The sequence below is a fragment of the Roseicyclus persicicus genome, from assembly GCF_012395815.1.
GTDB classification, from domain to species: Bacteria; Pseudomonadota; Alphaproteobacteria; order Rhodobacterales; family Rhodobacteraceae; genus Roseicyclus; species Roseicyclus persicicus.
Genome location: NZ_JAAZQQ010000002.1, coordinates 635,732 through 650,547 on the forward strand (window position 1 = coordinate 635,732; position 14,816 = coordinate 650,547).

15 protein-coding genes are annotated in these 14,816 nt (G+C 68.1%); 1 reads left to right on the top strand and 14 read right to left on the bottom strand.

What is annotated here, in order from left to right; translation table 11 throughout:
• Window positions 1–79 precede the first annotated feature (79 nt).
• Window positions 80–1,561, bottom strand: coding sequence for a fused MFS/spermidine synthase (locus HCU73_RS08465; RefSeq protein ID WP_168622981.1), 1,482 nt, complete (start codon window positions 1,559–1,561; stop codon window positions 80–82).
• Between the two features lie 218 nt (window positions 1,562–1,779).
• Entirely contained in the window at window positions 1,780–2,649 is an 870-nt protein-coding gene (locus tag HCU73_RS08470) for an MBL fold metallo-hydrolase (RefSeq protein ID WP_239025483.1), read from the bottom strand.
• Window positions 2,650–2,813: 164 nt separating this feature from the next.
• Here HCU73_RS08470 and HCU73_RS08475 point away from each other — a divergent pair, with 164 nt between their 5' ends.
• Window positions 2,814–3,755, top strand: a complete 942-nt coding sequence (locus HCU73_RS08475) for a GlxA family transcriptional regulator (RefSeq protein WP_168622982.1) — start codon at window positions 2,814–2,816, stop codon at window positions 3,753–3,755.
• Window positions 3,756–4,920: 1,165 nt separating this feature from the next.
• Here HCU73_RS08475 and HCU73_RS08480 read toward each other — a convergent pair.
• The 12 genes from HCU73_RS08480 to HCU73_RS08535 all read right to left on the bottom strand — a co-directional run bounded on the left by HCU73_RS08480 (window position 4,921) and on the right by HCU73_RS08535 (window position 14,744).
• Window positions 4,921–7,731: a VapE domain-containing protein gene (locus HCU73_RS08480; protein WP_168622983.1), complete on the bottom strand. Its 2,811-nt coding sequence runs from the start codon at window positions 7,729–7,731 to the stop codon at window positions 4,921–4,923.
• A gap of 76 nt (window positions 7,732–7,807) precedes the next feature.
• On the bottom strand, window positions 7,808–8,047 hold the full coding sequence (locus tag HCU73_RS08485) for a helix-turn-helix transcriptional regulator (RefSeq protein WP_168622984.1): 240 nt from the start codon (window positions 8,045–8,047) through the stop codon (window positions 7,808–7,810).
• An 84-nt stretch (window positions 8,048–8,131) separates the two neighbouring features.
• Window positions 8,132–8,884 carry a hypothetical protein gene (locus tag HCU73_RS08490; RefSeq protein ID WP_168622985.1) on the bottom strand — a complete coding sequence of 251 codons (753 nt, stop codon included), beginning with the start codon at window positions 8,882–8,884 and terminating at the stop codon, window positions 8,132–8,134.
• 114 nt (window positions 8,885–8,998) lie between these two features.
• Window positions 8,999–9,508 carry a hypothetical protein gene (locus HCU73_RS08495; protein ID WP_168622986.1) on the bottom strand — a complete coding sequence of 170 codons (510 nt, stop codon included), beginning with the start codon at window positions 9,506–9,508 and terminating at the stop codon, window positions 8,999–9,001.
• Window positions 9,509–9,663: 155 nt separating this feature from the next.
• Window positions 9,664–10,035 carry a hypothetical protein gene (locus HCU73_RS08500; protein WP_168622987.1) on the bottom strand — a complete coding sequence of 124 codons (372 nt, stop codon included), beginning with the start codon at window positions 10,033–10,035 and terminating at the stop codon, window positions 9,664–9,666.
• A gap of 44 nt (window positions 10,036–10,079) precedes the next feature.
• Complete coding sequence (locus tag HCU73_RS08505) at window positions 10,080–10,973, bottom strand: alpha/beta fold hydrolase (protein WP_168622988.1); 894 nt, start codon at window positions 10,971–10,973, stop codon at window positions 10,080–10,082.
• On the bottom strand, window positions 10,970–11,740 hold the full coding sequence (locus HCU73_RS08510; protein ID WP_210730539.1) for an alpha/beta hydrolase: 771 nt from the start codon (window positions 11,738–11,740) through the stop codon (window positions 10,970–10,972). The genes HCU73_RS08505 and HCU73_RS08510 overlap by 4 nt, the downstream gene beginning before the upstream one ends.
• Window positions 11,733–12,242: a DUF6653 family protein gene (locus HCU73_RS08515; protein WP_210730540.1), complete on the bottom strand. Its 510-nt coding sequence runs from the start codon at window positions 12,240–12,242 to the stop codon at window positions 11,733–11,735. The genes HCU73_RS08510 and HCU73_RS08515 overlap by 8 nt, the downstream gene beginning before the upstream one ends.
• Window positions 12,243–12,266: 24 nt before the next feature.
• On the bottom strand, window positions 12,267–12,890 hold the full coding sequence (locus HCU73_RS08520) for a LysE family translocator (protein ID WP_168622990.1): 624 nt from the start codon (window positions 12,888–12,890) through the stop codon (window positions 12,267–12,269).
• Between the two features lie 10 nt (window positions 12,891–12,900).
• Window positions 12,901–13,140: a YjiS-like domain-containing protein gene (locus HCU73_RS08525; RefSeq protein WP_168622991.1), complete on the bottom strand. Its 240-nt coding sequence runs from the start codon at window positions 13,138–13,140 to the stop codon at window positions 12,901–12,903.
• A 34-nt stretch (window positions 13,141–13,174) separates the two neighbouring features.
• Window positions 13,175–14,197: an NAD(P)H-dependent flavin oxidoreductase gene (locus HCU73_RS08530; RefSeq protein WP_168623262.1), complete on the bottom strand. Its 1,023-nt coding sequence runs from the start codon at window positions 14,195–14,197 to the stop codon at window positions 13,175–13,177.
• Between the two features lie 106 nt (window positions 14,198–14,303).
• On the bottom strand, window positions 14,304–14,744 hold the full coding sequence (locus tag HCU73_RS08535; protein ID WP_168622992.1) for a hypothetical protein: 441 nt from the start codon (window positions 14,742–14,744) through the stop codon (window positions 14,304–14,306).
• Between the last annotated feature and the right edge of the window lie 72 nt (window positions 14,745–14,816).

The following is a 14,816-nucleotide window of genomic DNA, read 5'->3' on the forward strand; positions in this document are numbered from 1 at the left end:
CGGGTCGAGGACCGCCTGGGTCTGCCTGGGATAGTCGCTCTCCAGATACCTCGGACACGTCCGCCTCCCGGACAGGTGCTCAGCGGTGCCCGACCCACCCACGGTCGTCGGTGAAGGCGCGGCCCGGCGAGATCCGGGTCTCCGCGTAGCCGTCCGGAAGCAGATCCAGCGGCCCGAGCGGCCTGTCGGAGGCCGCCAGTACGATGTTGCCGAGGCCGCGCGGTCCGGTCGGACCCCGAACTGCCGTGACGTGCGGGTAGAGGCCGCTGAGGATCGCATGGGTTCCGCGGGCGAGCGACCCGTCGGGCGTGTCGATGAGGTTCACGTAGACCGGGCCAGTCACGATCTCCCGCAGGCGTTCGTAGGTCTCCCGCGTCACGAGGTGGGCGGGCACCGACCCCGACGAGAAGGCGTCCATCACCGCGGCGTCGAAACGCCGGTCGGTCTCGTTGAGGTAGACGCGGCCATCCTCGTGCACGATCCCGAGCCGCCCGTCCCCCTGCGGCCCCGCGGCGGCATCGTAGCCCGCCCGCGCAAGGATCTCGCCCGCCCAGGGCAGGTGGCGCCGCACCACTTCCGTCACCAGCGGGTCGATTTCCACCGCGATGGCGCTGGCGTCCGGGCGCGCGGTCAGGAGCTGGGTCGGAAGGGTGTAGCCGCCGCCCCCGATGAACAGCACCGCCGGCGCGGGGCCGAGGTCGCGGTCCATGCGCGCCCAGAGCCATTGCGTGTAGGGCAGGACGAGGGCGCTGGCCTCGGGGTCCGCCGTGGCGGCCGGGGCGCTCCGCTCCGCGGCCTGCGAGGTCCGGTCGGCATAGAGGTAGACGGCGCCGCCGCGCTGGACGACATCGATGCAGGAGAGCCCGGATTCGTAGCGGCAGACCGGCCCGATGGCGAGGCTCGCGGCGACGAGGAGGCCGACGGGAACCAGCACCGCCAGCGACTCGCCATCCTGCCCAGCCTTGCGCCCGTCGCCGCCGCCGTCCCGGTCGCCGCGCAGGAACGGCACGCAGAGGAGCGCAGCCACGGCGCAGCCCGCGAAGGTCGCCGCCGACCCGGCGAGCGGCAGCGCCACGAAGCCGGCCAGCACCGCGCCGAAGATGGCGCCGAGCGAGCCCGCCGCAAGCACGAGGCCGAGCGAGGATCCCTCCCGGCCGGGCCGGGCCTCGACCGCGAGCTTGGCCAGCAGTGGCGAGGGCGCGCTGATCAGGACGGAGGCCGGGAAGAAGGCGAGGATCACGCTGAGCAGCATTCCCCCCGTGCCCCGCGCGCCCCAGCTGTAGAGGAGGCCAAGGACGAGGGGCGACAGCGCCGCCAGCACCGCGGTCGCGATGAGCGCGGCGCGCACGCCGCGCAGGGCGGCGCGGCGCTCGCGCTCTGCCAGGAGGCCGCCGATGGCGTTGCCGAGCGAGAAGCCGGCCAGCACGGTGGCGATCACGGTGGTCCAGGTCAGCAGCGACGTGCCGAAGAACGGCGCCAGCACCCGGCCCGCGGCGATCTCGTAGGTCAGGCCCGTGGCTGACAGCACCGTGATCAGGCCGATCGCCGTCCAGAACCGCATGTGCATCTCCCTGTCGCTCACGGGATCCCGCCGCTGGCCGGTCCCCGGATTCCTTTCCCGGTGGGCTATCTGGGGCGGAGGTTCCAAATGTCTCGCCCCCGGGCGGCGCCCGTGAACGACGCGCGCCGGAGCAGCCCCGGGGTCACCTATGCCTGCCCGGCGCCCGAGGTCCACTGAGCAATGCCCCACGGCGGATGTCCGAGAGACACGGGTCGCGTTCAGAGCCGGATGGTCTCGCCATCCCCGGGGACTCGCAGCCGGTCGCCGAATCCGGCGTCGGCGGCGAAGGCGCGCAGCTCAGCGCGGGTCAGGATGCAGTGGTTGATCGCCTCGATATGGGTGGCGATCAGGGTAGCGTCGGGGGCGGCTTCGGCGACTGAGCGGACATCCTCCGCACCCATCAGGATCGGGCCGAGGCCGGTGATCTGGGCGTAGCCGGCGTTCAGGATCACGACCTCCGGCTGGTGGGTCGCCAGCGCGTCGCGAACCGTCTCGTTCCAGACCGTGTCGCCCGCAAGGTAGACCGTGGGCGCTGCGGGATGCAGGAAAACCACGCCGCTGACCTCCCCCAGCATCTCGCCCGCCACGGCGAGGATTTCGGGTGCGGCATGGGCCCCGCCTGTGCGCGTCAGCGTCACGCTGGCAAACCGGGTTTCTGCCCCCAACACCTCAACCGCCTTAAATCCCGCGGCACGAACGACCGCGGCATCCGCGTCGTTCTGGGTGAAAACCGGGATCGTCTTCGGCAGGGCCGCGCTGGCGGCTTCGTCCCAGTGATCGGGGTGGAGATGGGTCAGGATGACGGCATTAGCGCGGGTGATCTCTTCGACCGGGAACGGCAGGTGCACCAGCGGGTTGCGCAGCTCGCTGTTCGGCGTGCCGGGAAAACCGGGAAAGGCGCCGCGCTCCGACAGCATCGGGTCGATGAGGAAGCGGACCCCGGCATAGTCCACGTGCAGGGTCGCATTGCGGATCTGGGTGACGGCGGTGCCGGTGGCGGCGTCGGCTTGCGCGGTGCTGCCCGTGGCGAGGGTCGACAGGGCGGGCAACCCCCCGGCCATGGAGATGAAGGTCCTTCGGGATGTCATGTCTTGGTCCTTTCGTCCTGTGTAGGCCCTGGGGCGGCGGGACGCCGCCCGCATGCTGGGAGGGCTTGCGGCGTTTCGAGGGCGGGTATCGCGTGGAAGTGCTTGCGCCGCCATTGGCGCTGTCGACATAGTCCGGGGCGATAACGACATGGGCGGGCTCCGGCATGGAACGGGTCAGGATCGGCATCGTACATTACCCGGGCGTGCAGCTGTCGGCGGCCTTGGGCCTTGCCGACCTGTTCGGTGTCGCCAATCACGTCGCCTCGGGGCGCGACGTCGCCGTGCCCTTGCTGGAGGTACGCCCGCAATCCTGCGACGCGGACGGTTGGCCGGATCCTGGCCCGGACACCGCGCGCCTGGATGTCGTCATCCTGCCGCCCTCGCTCGGGGGCGTGCCGGCACCGGGGGCTGTCCCGGGCCTCACGGACTGGCTCAGAAGTCACCATGCCGCGGGCTGCGTCCTCGCCTCGGTTTGCGTGGGGGCGTTCCTGCTCGCCGAAACCGGGCTTCTGGACGGGCGTCGGGCGACGACCCACTGGGCCTACGCTGCCGCGATGGGCGAGCGGTATCCCCGTCTCAGCCTCGACCCGGACCGGCTGATCGTCGATGATGGCGACATCGTCACAGCCGGCGGCCTCATGTCCTGGGCGGACTTGGGCCTGCATCTGGTCGACCGTTTCCTTGGTTCGACAGTGATGCTGGAGACGTCGAGGGTGCTGTTGCTCGATCCGCCGGGGCGGGAGCAGCGTTTCTACAACGCCTTCGTGCTCCGGCTGAACCACGGCGACCCAGCGATCCTCAAGGTTCAGCACTGGATGCAGACCGCCGAGGGGCGCGATGCCCCGCTCGCCGCCCTCGCCGGTCACGCGGGGCTGGAACCGCGCACGTTCCTGAGGCGCTTCCGGAAGGCCACAGGAGTCACCTCCACGGACTATGCCCAGAGGCTGAGGACTAACCGGGCGCGGGAGCTGCTGCAGTTCAGCCAGATGACCGTCGATGCCGTCGCCTGGGAAGTGGGCTACCAGGACCCGGCGGCGTTCCGGAAGGTGTTCCATCGCGTCGTGGGCCTCACGCCGAGCGAGTTTCGCCAGCGTTTCCGTGCGTGACCCGCAAACACGGATGGCGTCCGCGTCCAGCAGCTGGCGGCCGCTGCCTGCCTAATCTGTGCTGGTTTTTGCGAGGGGCGCCGCCCGTCTTTGGCTCCGGGTCCTTCTGCGCCGCAGCACCGCTCCGCGGGGGGCGCTGAGCGCGGTATTTCACAATTTCAGTGCGACTCCTGGGGGCAAACGCCCCCACTATGCGGTTTTCCTTAACTTAGGCCGCCTTACATTCGGCTTTCCTTAATATAGAGGCCCGATTTCCGCCTGACCCCGCTCAGATCGGCGGCGGGCGAGGCTCACCCCCACGCTGGAGCCGGGCTGCCAGGCTTCCCGGTGGCCGCTCGATGGGCGGCCTGGCGCTGCGATGCAGCAGGGTGGTCGGGAGATCGGGCTGCCGATTTTTCTGCGGTGCAGCAGGAGAGCATGTGCCCTGGGCGGGGCGGTCCGATGGTCCGATGCGGTCCGATGGCTTCAGAAATCATCGGACCAGCTTACGGCTTTGTTCCTATTAGGTTTTTCGGCTTCTGGTCCGATGGTCCGATAAATGTTGAGACTCTAGGGAGAGAAATACAGAAAAGATGCAGAAAACAGGGTGGTCTACAAGCGGAGAGTCCAAAGAATCAAATTATTCCCCTTTTCGCAGCCTATCTAGAGAAATCATCGGACCACCGGACCAACAGGGCATAAACCACGGAAAGTAAACGCTTTTTGTTGGTCCGATGGTTTTTGGGCCGCCATCGGACCGCCATCGGACCACCCCCGCTTCCGGCGAAAATTCCGAACGCTGCACCGCGGCGAGCGAAAATCCGGTCGTCGGGCAGCCCGCGCGAAGCGCCACGGAGAGCCAGCCGGGCTGCCGACACCCGCCCGGTTCAGACCCCCGGAAACGAGAAAACCCGACCGCGAGGGCCGGGTTTCACCGATTTGTAGACTGCGGGAGAGTCGGACACAGGTCCGCAGCTTCCAAGCGTCAAGCGCCATGTCGGCCACCTCGCACCCCGTTCTCTTGACCCGCAGGGGGCCATCGCCCTCCCGGTCGATGGACAGGACAAGGCAGGTCGTCTCCTCGTCCTCCTCCGAGACAGTGACGATGTGGTCCGGGTTCACCCAGACAACGCTCCGCCCTCGTTCTTGAATCTCAGCATGGTTCTCTCCCCGCTGTGGTGGGTGGTCAGGAAATCATGTCCTCGATGTCGTCGTCCTCCGGCTCCTCGGGTGCGGGCACCCAGAGCGGTCCGTCCCCCGCGCGGCAGAACCAGACTGCCCTCGGCATGTTGTGGCGGCGGACCTTGCCGAGTTCGCGCCAGCCGTCGAGGTGCGAGAGGGCTTGGCCGAAATGGTTGACCCGGATGTTGCGGAAGCGCCGGAAGATGGGCGTGTCGGCCAGGGCCTCGAACGCCATCTGAGCCGTGACCATGTTGCGGACCATCGGCGCATCGGCCTCGACGTATTCCTCGTAGCCGGGCAGCGGCTCGTCCCACTCTTTCACACACGCCTTGCTGGCCGGGACCGGCAGGTCCACCCACTCCTGGATCGCCTCGGCGATCTCCTCGGCCACGGTCTGCTTCCGGTTGCCCTCAGCGATCCTCTGCTGCTCGGCGATGGCCTCGGGATCGCGCAGATCGAGGAACAGGTCGCCGTGGGGCTGGGCTTTGCGCATGTCGAGGTAGACCTGGAAAGCTTCGCCCCAGAGGAACGGGAGGCGCCGAGCCAGCCGCTCGGTGTCGATGGGATTGAGGAGGTCCTTGGTGGTCTCCCAAATCCAGAAGCGTCGCACCGAGGTCGGGTCTTTCAGAAAGTCCTTGGTGTTGGCGGTGCCGACGAACACGTTCCGCCGATACCAGAAGGTCTCCCGCCGGGCGTAGGCCAGCCGGTGTTGATCCCCAGCCGACGAGAGTTCGGCTTTGAGGGTTTCGTTGTCGGCGCGATTGGCTTGAACCATCTCGGCCATCTCCAGCGCCCACCAGCCGCGCTGGGCCTCGATGAGCCTGCCGGTGTCCTTGAGGTCCACCTTCAACTCGGTGCAGTAACCGGGGTAAAGCGTTTTCCAGAAGGTTGATTTCCGCGAGCCGGTCGCACCCTGGATCACGGCCATCACGTCGAACTTGCAGCCCGGATCGAAGATGCGGGCGATGGAGGCGACGAGGAACAGGACCGCGGACTGCCGGTGAAACGGGGTGTCCGGGCAGCCCAGGTAGTCGATCACCAGGCGCTCCAGTTCGCCCCTGGGGCTACCGTTCGCCTTCCACTCCTCATACCAGTCGTAGATCATCTCCTTGACCGGGTGGATGCGGTTATCGTGCGCCGCGGAGATGACCGCGATCTGGATGTTGTCCTTCGAGAAATCCGCCTCCAGGCCGCCCTGAGAGAGCGGGGCGGAGCAGAGCAGCTTGATCGCCTGGTCGTCCTCCTCCGCCCATTTCCGGCCCACCTTGCCCAGCTTGCGGATCACGGCGGGCTGCGGCAGCCCGACCTTTTTCCAGACCAGAGGCGCGAGACACACCGGGTCCTCGGTGAACTCGTTGAACCCGATCTTGCCCTTGAGCGCCGGGTGGTGTCGGCAGACCTGCGTGGCGTTGTAGGCGGACACCGGGTCTACGTCGCCGTTCGCCTTGCGGATGAGCGTAGCGAGCCATTCGTTGTCGGCCTTCTTCTTGTCCCGCTTCCCATCCTTCTTCGGGGGGTTGGCGTCGCCGATCATGGCGTCGAGGTCGTCGTCCCCGTCATCGAGGTCGTCCAGCATGTCGGCAACGGGATCGCCCGACTCCAGGGAGCCATCGTCATTGTCCTCGTCCTCGTCCTCGTCATCGAGGTCGTCCAGCATGGCCCCGTTGTGGGCGAACTCCTCGGCGACGACCTGCGGGTCCTTCCGGCAGAACTCGACCATCGCCTTGAAGCTGGGCATGTTGGCGGGTGAGGTGTTCCCGTGGACGTTCTCGTCCAGGTGGCCGAACTTGTGGATGCGGACCAGATCGAAGGCGTTGTGCATCCCCGAGGCCGGATCGGAGCCGTGCATCGAGAGGGCGAACAGGCCGCCATCGTAGACTATCACGCCGTTGTGGGACGTGCCGCGGATGAAGGTGTAACGCTCGTCGCTGGCGTTCGGGCTGGGTTCGTAGATGTCGGACAGGAAGGTCTCAATGGCGTCAGGCACCGAGTAGACCCGGCAGAAGGCTCCGATAGGCCCAGCCTTTTCCAGCGGGTTCTCCATCTTCTTCGCCGGGTCCTTGAGGCCCTGCTTCTTCTCGCCGACCTGGTAGGGCAGCGTCTCGAAATTCTCCCAGCCGGGGTGCTCGGCGAGGTAGCTGTCCACGTCAAGGATTTCGCCCGCCAGGTTCTCGTCCCACCAGTAGTCCTGGCCCTTGGAGATCGACGGCATGAACATCGTCTGGTTCGGGCGGAAGGACACGAGGTCCACGATCTCGATGGATACCTCCGGGTCGTCCAGCAGTTCGGTCGCGAGGTGGCGCAGGATCGCGTGGGCCTCGTCGGCGGTCATCTCGCGCGAGACCGGGAACGCCATGCGGAATTTCGGCTTCTCCGGCGCGTGGGACCGGGAGGTGTGGGCGAGCCAGTAGAACCGGCTGATCGGCGTCAGGCCATCGCGGATTTCGGCCACCTGGTCCGGGTTCGCGTGGTCGATGTCGAGCACGATCATCGTCTTGGCGACGAGATCACCGGCCTTGCGGCTCTTGCCCTTGTAGCGCGCGGCGGTCCAGTTGCCCGCCATCATCTTGAGGTTCAGGATCGCGTCGGCGGCCTCCTTGTGCTTGGGGTGCTCCCGGTCCTTCGCGATCTTGGACAGCTTGAGGTATTTCGAGTAGGGCGTGTTCACATCGACCAGAGGCTCCGCGAATTTCTCGCGCAGCTTCTTGAGGGTCCATGTGACCTGCTCGACCTTGCCCAGGCCGGTGCCCGCGCTGCTCGGGCGCCCGACCGAGAGGACGACGCGCGTGGTGTCGATGATTCGGCGCTTGTCCATTTTGATTGCCTTGGATTGAACGCGTAGGCCCGCGCGGGGCCGTGGTTGCTGGCAACGCCTTGGTGCGTCGCCGTCGCTATTCGACGAGAAAGCTGGCGAGCCAGGTGTCCAGGTCGGCGCGGCGATAGAGGACGACACCGCCGCGCTTGATGAAGACCGGCCCGCGCTCGCGCAGGTGCCGCATACGGAGCTTCGCAAGGGTCGACTCGGAGTGCGCAGTGTATTGGGCGGCCTCGGCGGGCCGCAGGTACGCCGAGTTCGGCCAGGTATTGCCTTTGGAGGAGGTGTTGTCGTTGGCTTTGGTCTGGTTCTTCATTTCGAGGCATCCCCTGTTATTGGGCTTCCTCTCAATGCCATCCTGTCGGATCACGATCGTCCCAAACAAATGGGGCGAGGGCGTTCAGACCCGGTCCAGATCGTCGAGGTCGTCAAGCAGGCCGACCAGATACAGCGAACGAGCCTCGTCGTGCTCCTTGCGTTTGCGATCCTCTTCCGTGAGTTTTTCGATCACCCTGCGGGCAACATGGCCGATTTTTGTATGGGGTAGCGCAAGAAAGACGACTTCACTGGCTGACTCGGAAATGTTCTTGGTGCCTTTTAGCTCACGGTTGGCCGTGAGGCGCCGCCATGTCTTTCTGTCATCAGGGTCACCCAATGTCATGAAGTCGAGCACATTCAGAATGATGAAGTCTCGGCCCCAGTTGTTCGGGCGCCCGCGCGATCCCTTTGGACGGACAATTCGCCCTGCTTCCACATCAACCTGAAAGCTTGCGAGCGGCTCGGTAAGATCGATGTCGGCCGCGCGCTTGGAATTCACTATGTGCTCCACAAGGTCGTAGACATCCCGATTCCGTCTTGCCTCATCGAGCAGCGGCGCCAGGTTCTTTCGCGGAATGGTGACGTGTGAAGGTGAAGACTCGGAATACTTGAGATCGTATCGGTACCACGCCTTCAGCCAATCCTCACTGCGGTCGAGGAACCCTTCAGCAATAAAATGATTAATCCTGCGTTTTGCAGAACAAATGTCGGACGTGCTGGGTTTCGAGCGTCCCTGTTTCTCCGGATCTTTTGCCGACTTCCTGGATCTGGCAGTCTTGGCTTTCATTGCCCCTGAACTCATGTCAGCAACTCCGCTCGCTTCATCGACATTCATCGCGTCTGAGCAATGAAGCTTGGCAAAATTGTGACTGATAATCCCTTTCCCTTGTTTCTCTCTCGCAGCCCGAGCCCCCCCCCCCCGACCCTCGTGGTCTTTCTAGTCGCTCGCCTACTTGGTGATCCGCCCGGCCCCCAGGACCTGCAGGTCCACCGCGATGAGGTCGCGTTCGTCGGTGGGGGCGAGGCCGAGGCGCGTGCAGATCGCCTCGGACGCGGTGTTGCCTTCGCGGATGCCGGTGAAGACCTCGTCGACCCGCCTCGTGTCGCGGATCGCCAGGAGGGAGAGGGCGCCGAGCACCTGCGCGATGCCCTCGCCGCGGCGGTCGGGTGTGGTGGCCAGCATGCCCCACCAGGCCCGGCGGGCGCGCGGGTGGTCCGGGTGTGCCGCGGCCACCGCGCCCGCTGCCCCGACGGCGGCCCCCGTCCGGTCGCGCGCGAAGAGGAAGGCCGACGGCCGCTCCGCCCCGCGCAGGAAGGCACCGAGGGGCGACAGGACCTCGCAGGCCCGGGTCAGGGCGTCGAGCGCGCGGAGCGCCTCGGCGGGGGTGGTGGCGTCCACGCGCATGAGGTCGAGGTCGCCCGGCAAGGCGCGCGTCGCCGCGACCGCCTCTGCCGCCACGAAGGCCGCGCGTATGACGCCTCCACCTTCGCATGCCAAGCAACATCGCGGTCGCGTGCCCCCCAGCAGGACGTTACACCGCATTTGACAGAGGGCGGGACGGCTTCAGTTCACTGCGCCAGTGCTGGCCTCTCGATCCGCGTCGTACTTGGCCATCACGGCTCCTTATCCCGAGTCGGCGCGCCGGGCACCAGCAGCAGCGAACACAGCTCCGCTGTTATGCCACCGCCGTGGATCAGGAAACTGAGCGGGATCGCCGGGGCAATCGCGCTGTCCATGATCGGCTGCCAGAGGATCGCGAGGGCCGACAGCGGAACGCAATGGGCAGCAATGGCGAGACCGCTGAAGTGCTTCGGGGCCGGGCCGTGCGACCCCATCCACATCGCCACCGCGACCAGACCCATCAGCGGGTAGGCCTGCACAAGGCCCGCGACGGCCATGGGGTTCTCCGCGAGCCCGCCGTACGGCCCCACGCCCGCGAAGAGACCGACATAGGTGGCGACGGTCAGGAGCGGGGTCAGCGCCATCAAGAAACCCGCGTGCCATCGGAGGATCCGACGTCCATCGCATGTCATCGGGCGACCTCCATGTCGGCACGGCGGGATTTGGGGCCCGCCTGTCCCTTCGCGGACAGAAGATGCGCCCGCAGCAGGGCGCCGAAGCGCGCCGGGTCCTGCTCGGGCAGGAGGTGACCGGCTCCCGCGACGACGATGTGCGCGGCCCCCGGCACGAGGCGTGCGGCCGCGTCCGAGACGATGGCGTAGCAGTCTCGCGTCCCGGCCCCGCGGGCGATCGTCACCGGGCAGCGGATCCGGGCGAGATCTTCGGGGCCGAGCGGGATCGGCGGTGTCTGCCCGAAGATCGCCGCAAGCGTCGGCGCGGTGTCAGTGTAGATCGCCCGGATCGCCTCGGGCTGGGCGTCGCAATGGCCGGGGCTCCGGGCGGCGGCGTCGATGGCCAGTCGCACGGCCGTGTCCGAGTCGCCCCGCCCGAATGCCGTTTCCACCGGGGCGAAGGCCGCACGCATGTCGGACGCAACGGCGTCGCGGTCGGTCGCGTCGGCGACGAAGGTGGGAAAGCCCGGTTCGTAGAGAAACAGGCTCCGCACGAGCTCGGGTCGGTCGATGGCCACGGCCATCGCGGAATGCGCAGAGAAGGACCAGGCGACGAGATGCACGGGGCCTCGGCCCAGCGACCAGATGAGATCGATGAGGTCATCGCGCTGGCCCGCCGTCCCGAAGGGCCGCGTCGGGCGCCTGTCGGCCAGAAGGGCGGGCAGGGTCACCGTGATCGCCTCGACGGTGTCGGACAGCTCCGTCGCCACCGGGGCGAGGCTGCGCAGGTCACCGAGCACACCATGCGCCAGCAGCACTGGCGGTCCTTCGCCCACGCTGCGGTACGGGATGAAGACGCCCTCGATCTCGAGGTGGGCCTGCGGCGAGCGGAACAGGGGGGCAGCGGTCATCGCGTCATGCCTTTCGGGGTACAGGAATGGAGGAGGGCGGAGCAGATGGCGTGTGCGTGCGCCTCGTCTCCGATGAGCCAGTGGCCGGCGCCGTCGATCGTGTGGTGGGCCGCCCCGAACCGTCGCGCCAGGCTTCGCGTCAGGGGCGCAGGGATCAGCCTGTCCCTTGATCCCGCAACGACGACGGCCGGGCAGGGGAGCGGAGGCGCAGGATCGAACGGACCCCCATGGACGGGGGAAATCACCTCGAGCATGGCCGGGCCGCTGTCCGGGCAGAGGGTCTTCGAAAGCTCGGGGCCGGGCGCGTCGCTGACGAACGGCCAGCGGGGGCGAAACCGGATGGCGCGCGTCCCCCAGCCTGTGCCGAAGACGCGCGTGAAGATCATCTTGCGCAGCCAGAGGGGCGCACCGGGCACCGAGGCCGGTGGCGCCGGGGCGACGAGACCGACCGCCTCCGCCTCTCCCAGCGCGGCGATGGCAAGCGCCAGGAGCGCGCCGTTCGAATGCCCCACGACAAGGGGCTTTCTGCCTAAGCCTTCGGTAACGGCCTCGGCGTGGCGGCGCGCCTCCGCAAGCAGGCTCCGCAGCCCCAGCCTCGCAAGGCCGCCGTCGAGTGCGCCGACGTCGGTCCTGAGAGGCCGCGCAAGCGTCGGCGCCCGGACGATGCATCCGCGGGCTCGGAAGGCCTCGACCAGCACGCCCATCGTCTCGCCGGTCGAGCAGACGCCATGGAGCAGCAGCACGGGAGGGAAACGGGCCTCAGGCATCGGGGTTCTGTGCCATGTCGCGGTCGAGCCAGACCATGCGGTCGAGGTACCACAGTTTGCAGAGCATGCCAGTGGCGTAGCCAAGGGCCGTCCAGTATGGGTCGAGGACCACGACCCCGTAGAGGACGGCGACATGCCCGCAGGCCGACCCGAGGGCAAGGACAAGCGGGACTGTCCGGTGCCAGGGCGGCAGGTCCGACCGGCGCGTCCGCACCCAGCGCCGTTCCCCGAGGACGGCCCGGGCGCCCCAGTTGTCCGTCGACCGGGGCACCGGCGTCATCCTCGGGTTCAGCCAGAGGAACAGGACGGCTGCCGCCATCGCCAAGAGCCACCACGGCCCGATCCAGACCCGCGACCAGCCGGCGAGGATGAGGACCGGCAACCCGAGCCCGATGCGTGTCCAGACGCTGAGCGGGTGGGTGTGCCGTGCCCAGGCGTCGTCATCCTGGCCGGAGAGCATCGGGAACCTCGCGCCGAGGCCGGTCTTGGATGTGTTGGTCATGGGAGGTTCCTTTCGATCACGGGGTCAGACGGCCAGCGCCGCGACGCCGGCCCCGAACAGCAGGCAGGCCAGGGCAACGGATACGACACGCACCGCCGTGGCTCCGACGGGGCGGGCCTGGAGCCGGCTGCCGAGATGGGCGACCAGCGCGAACCACAGGAAGTGCAGACCGCAGATCACCGCCGCGAGGGCGACACGGTCGCCGACGGTCGCCATGCCGATCCCGCCCGCGCTGAACACGGCCGCGAAGAAGACCGGAGTCTTGGGGTTCAGGGCCGCCGCGACCATCCCCTCGGCAAAGGCGCCGCGCCGGCTGGCGGGGGCGGTCTGCGGGGCTGCGCTCTCGGCGGGCAGCATCGCGGCCCGGAGGATGCGAAAGGCGAAGAGCCACAGGATCGCTGCGCCGAGGAACCGGAGCACGGTCTCGACCCCGGGCAGGGCCGCGGCCAGCAGGCCGACCCCGAAGGCCGCCCCGAAGACATGGAGGCTGGCCCCGACCATGCTGCCCGCTGCGGCGACGATCCCGGCCCGCTGCCCGCCTGTCATCACGCTGCGCAAGACGGCTGCGAAGTCGAGGCCCGGCAACATCAGCACGGGGACCACCATGGCCAGCGTCACCGGGGCCTGCGCGATCCAGAACGCGGTCATCGGGCCGGCCTCACGACAACCCAGGCTGAAGGGGCGGCGTGGACTCGCGGGTCCTTCCCGCAAGGCGCCGGACCTCGGCCCGGGTGAACCCGACATCGCTCAGGAGGTAGTCGGGCAGCCCATCGAGGTGCCGGTAATCCCGCACATGACGGGCGCGGCGCAGGAGCGCAAGGATGTGCCGCGTTCCCTTGCGGGGCAGTTCGGAGAAATCGAGGGTCGGAAAGGTCCGGTGGAGTGTCTCGTCGGTCATCTTGAGGGTCTCCGGAGAGGCAGGGTGGAGGGGGTCAGGACGTCGTCGCGGGCACCGCCGCGCGCCGGGCGAGGGCGGCGATGACGGCCCGGGCGTCGCGTGTCATCTCGGCCACGATCTCGCCGGCGGGCTTGAGGTCGCGGATCGTGCCGGCACTCTGCCCGGCGGTGAGGCAGAGCTGGTCGAGGTCGCCCTCCACGTCGCGTGTGGGCAGGTAGACCGAGAAGCGGGGCAGCGGGACAGGCCCCGCAGGGGTCTGCAGCGTGGCTGCGGTCTGGCCCTCGGTGGCGGCCATCGCCTCGGCCTCGCGGCCGGCCCATTCGTCGGTGCCGGCGTTGCGGATCACGCGCATCGGCTGCAGCGGCATCTCGGGGCCGAACAGGGTGGTCGACAGCGTGTCGCCGACGCCTGCGGCCAGCACGCGGGCCTTGTAGCCGTCATGGGCGTCGCTCTCGTGGCTTGCGAGAAACCGCGTGCCGCACCAGACCGCGTCGGCCCCGAGCGCAAGGGCGGCGGCCATGCCGGCGCCGTCGGTGATGCCGCCCGCCGCGACGACAGGAACCGGCGCGACGGCCGCGCGGACCGCGGGCAGCAGCGCGAAGGTCGAGGCGACGGAGCGGTTGTGCCCGCCCCCTTCCATGCCCTGCACGATAATGGCCTCGGCGCCGAGCGCCTGTGCGTCCCGCGCCTCCTCGACAGAGCCGACCTGCATCCAGAAGGCGGTGCCGCCCGCCTTGATCCGGTCAACCTGGGCCCGGGTGGGATTGCCCCAGAAGACGACGCAGAGCGCCACCTTTTCCTCGGCCAGCACGTCGAGATGGGCATCGGTGATCATGGGCGCGAGCAGGTCCACGCCGAAGGGCCTGTCGGTCCGCTCGCGCACGGCGTGGACCATCGCCCGCAGTGCCTCGGCGGGCGCGACGTCGGCGCCGATCATGCCCAGCCCGCCCGCATTCGAGACCGCGGCGGCGAGGTCGGGCCGGGCGACCATGGCCATGCCGGCGTTGAGGATCGGGGTCGTGAGGCCGAAGCGGCGGGTGATGACGGTTTCGATCATGTCGGTATCCTTGGTCACGGAAGGTCGGGGCAAGCCGGGGGCGGGCCGGCGACCGCGGGGCCGCCGGGCGGGGCATCAGAAGCTGCCACGGACGTGGCGAGACGGATCAGACGGGGTCGGGTTGGTCGCGCATCAGGCGCCATCCGAGGAGGCCGATGAGGAGGAAGCTCAGGTTCCCCGCGAAATCCACCAGCATGAGCGCGGTGAACATCTCGGCCACCCAGACGAACCAGGCGTTGAAGACGAAGAAGGGGATCGACGCGAGAAGCCCGAAGCCAAGGAAGGTCCAGGCCGTGAACCGGCAGAGCAGCATGAGCGACCCGCAGAGGACCGCCTGCGCCCCGAAGCAGCCCATCAGCAGCGCCGTCGTGGCGCTAAGATGATGGAATTCTGGCTTGAGCGACAGAGTCTCGACCATCTGCGGGGCGAAGAGGCACCAGCCGCCAAGCCCGAGGAACACGAGCGCCTGTGTGGTCTTGAGCGCCTTGGCCGTCCGTCGTGCGGAGTCGCGGTCGAGGCCGAAAGCATGCGCTGCAACATGGGTCATGGTATGGTCTCCGGGTGGTAAGGAGGGCGCGATCCGGCGCCTGTCTCTCGTGCCGCATGCCTATCGGCAAAC

Excerpts from the sequence above, each read along its gene's own strand:
- HCU73_RS08465 (WP_168622981.1), bottom strand. The coding sequence starts at position 1,561 with ATGCGGTTCTGGACGGCGATCGGCCTGATCACGGTGCTGTCAGCCACG.
- HCU73_RS08470 (WP_239025483.1), bottom strand. The coding sequence starts at position 2,649 with ATGACATCCCGAAGGACCTTCATCTCCATGGCCGGGGGGTTGCCCGCC.
- HCU73_RS08475 (WP_168622982.1), top strand. The coding sequence starts at position 2,814 with ATGGAACGGGTCAGGATCGGCATCGTACATTACCCGGGCGTGCAGCTG.
- HCU73_RS08480 (WP_168622983.1), bottom strand. The coding sequence starts at position 7,731 with ATGGACAAGCGCCGAATCATCGACACCACGCGCGTCGTCCTCTCGGTC.
- HCU73_RS08485 (WP_168622984.1), bottom strand. The coding sequence starts at position 8,047 with ATGAAGAACCAGACCAAAGCCAACGACAACACCTCCTCCAAAGGCAAT.
- HCU73_RS08490 (WP_168622985.1), bottom strand. The coding sequence starts at position 8,884 with ATGAATGTCGATGAAGCGAGCGGAGTTGCTGACATGAGTTCAGGGGCA.
- HCU73_RS08500 (WP_168622987.1), bottom strand. The coding sequence starts at position 10,035 with ATGGCGCTGACCCCGCTCCTGACCGTCGCCACCTATGTCGGTCTCTTC.
- HCU73_RS08505 (WP_168622988.1), bottom strand. The coding sequence starts at position 10,973 with ATGACCGCTGCCCCCCTGTTCCGCTCGCCGCAGGCCCACCTCGAGATC.
- HCU73_RS08510 (WP_210730539.1), bottom strand. The coding sequence starts at position 11,740 with ATGCCTGAGGCCCGTTTCCCTCCCGTGCTGCTGCTCCATGGCGTCTGC.
- HCU73_RS08515 (WP_210730540.1), bottom strand. The coding sequence starts at position 12,242 with ATGACCAACACATCCAAGACCGGCCTCGGCGCGAGGTTCCCGATGCTC.
- HCU73_RS08520 (WP_168622990.1), bottom strand. The coding sequence starts at position 12,890 with ATGACCGCGTTCTGGATCGCGCAGGCCCCGGTGACGCTGGCCATGGTG.
- HCU73_RS08525 (WP_168622991.1), bottom strand. The coding sequence starts at position 13,140 with ATGACCGACGAGACACTCCACCGGACCTTTCCGACCCTCGATTTCTCC.
- HCU73_RS08530 (WP_168623262.1), bottom strand. The coding sequence starts at position 14,197 with ATGATCGAAACCGTCATCACCCGCCGCTTCGGCCTCACGACCCCGATC.
- HCU73_RS08535 (WP_168622992.1), bottom strand. The coding sequence starts at position 14,744 with ATGACCCATGTTGCAGCGCATGCTTTCGGCCTCGACCGCGACTCCGCA.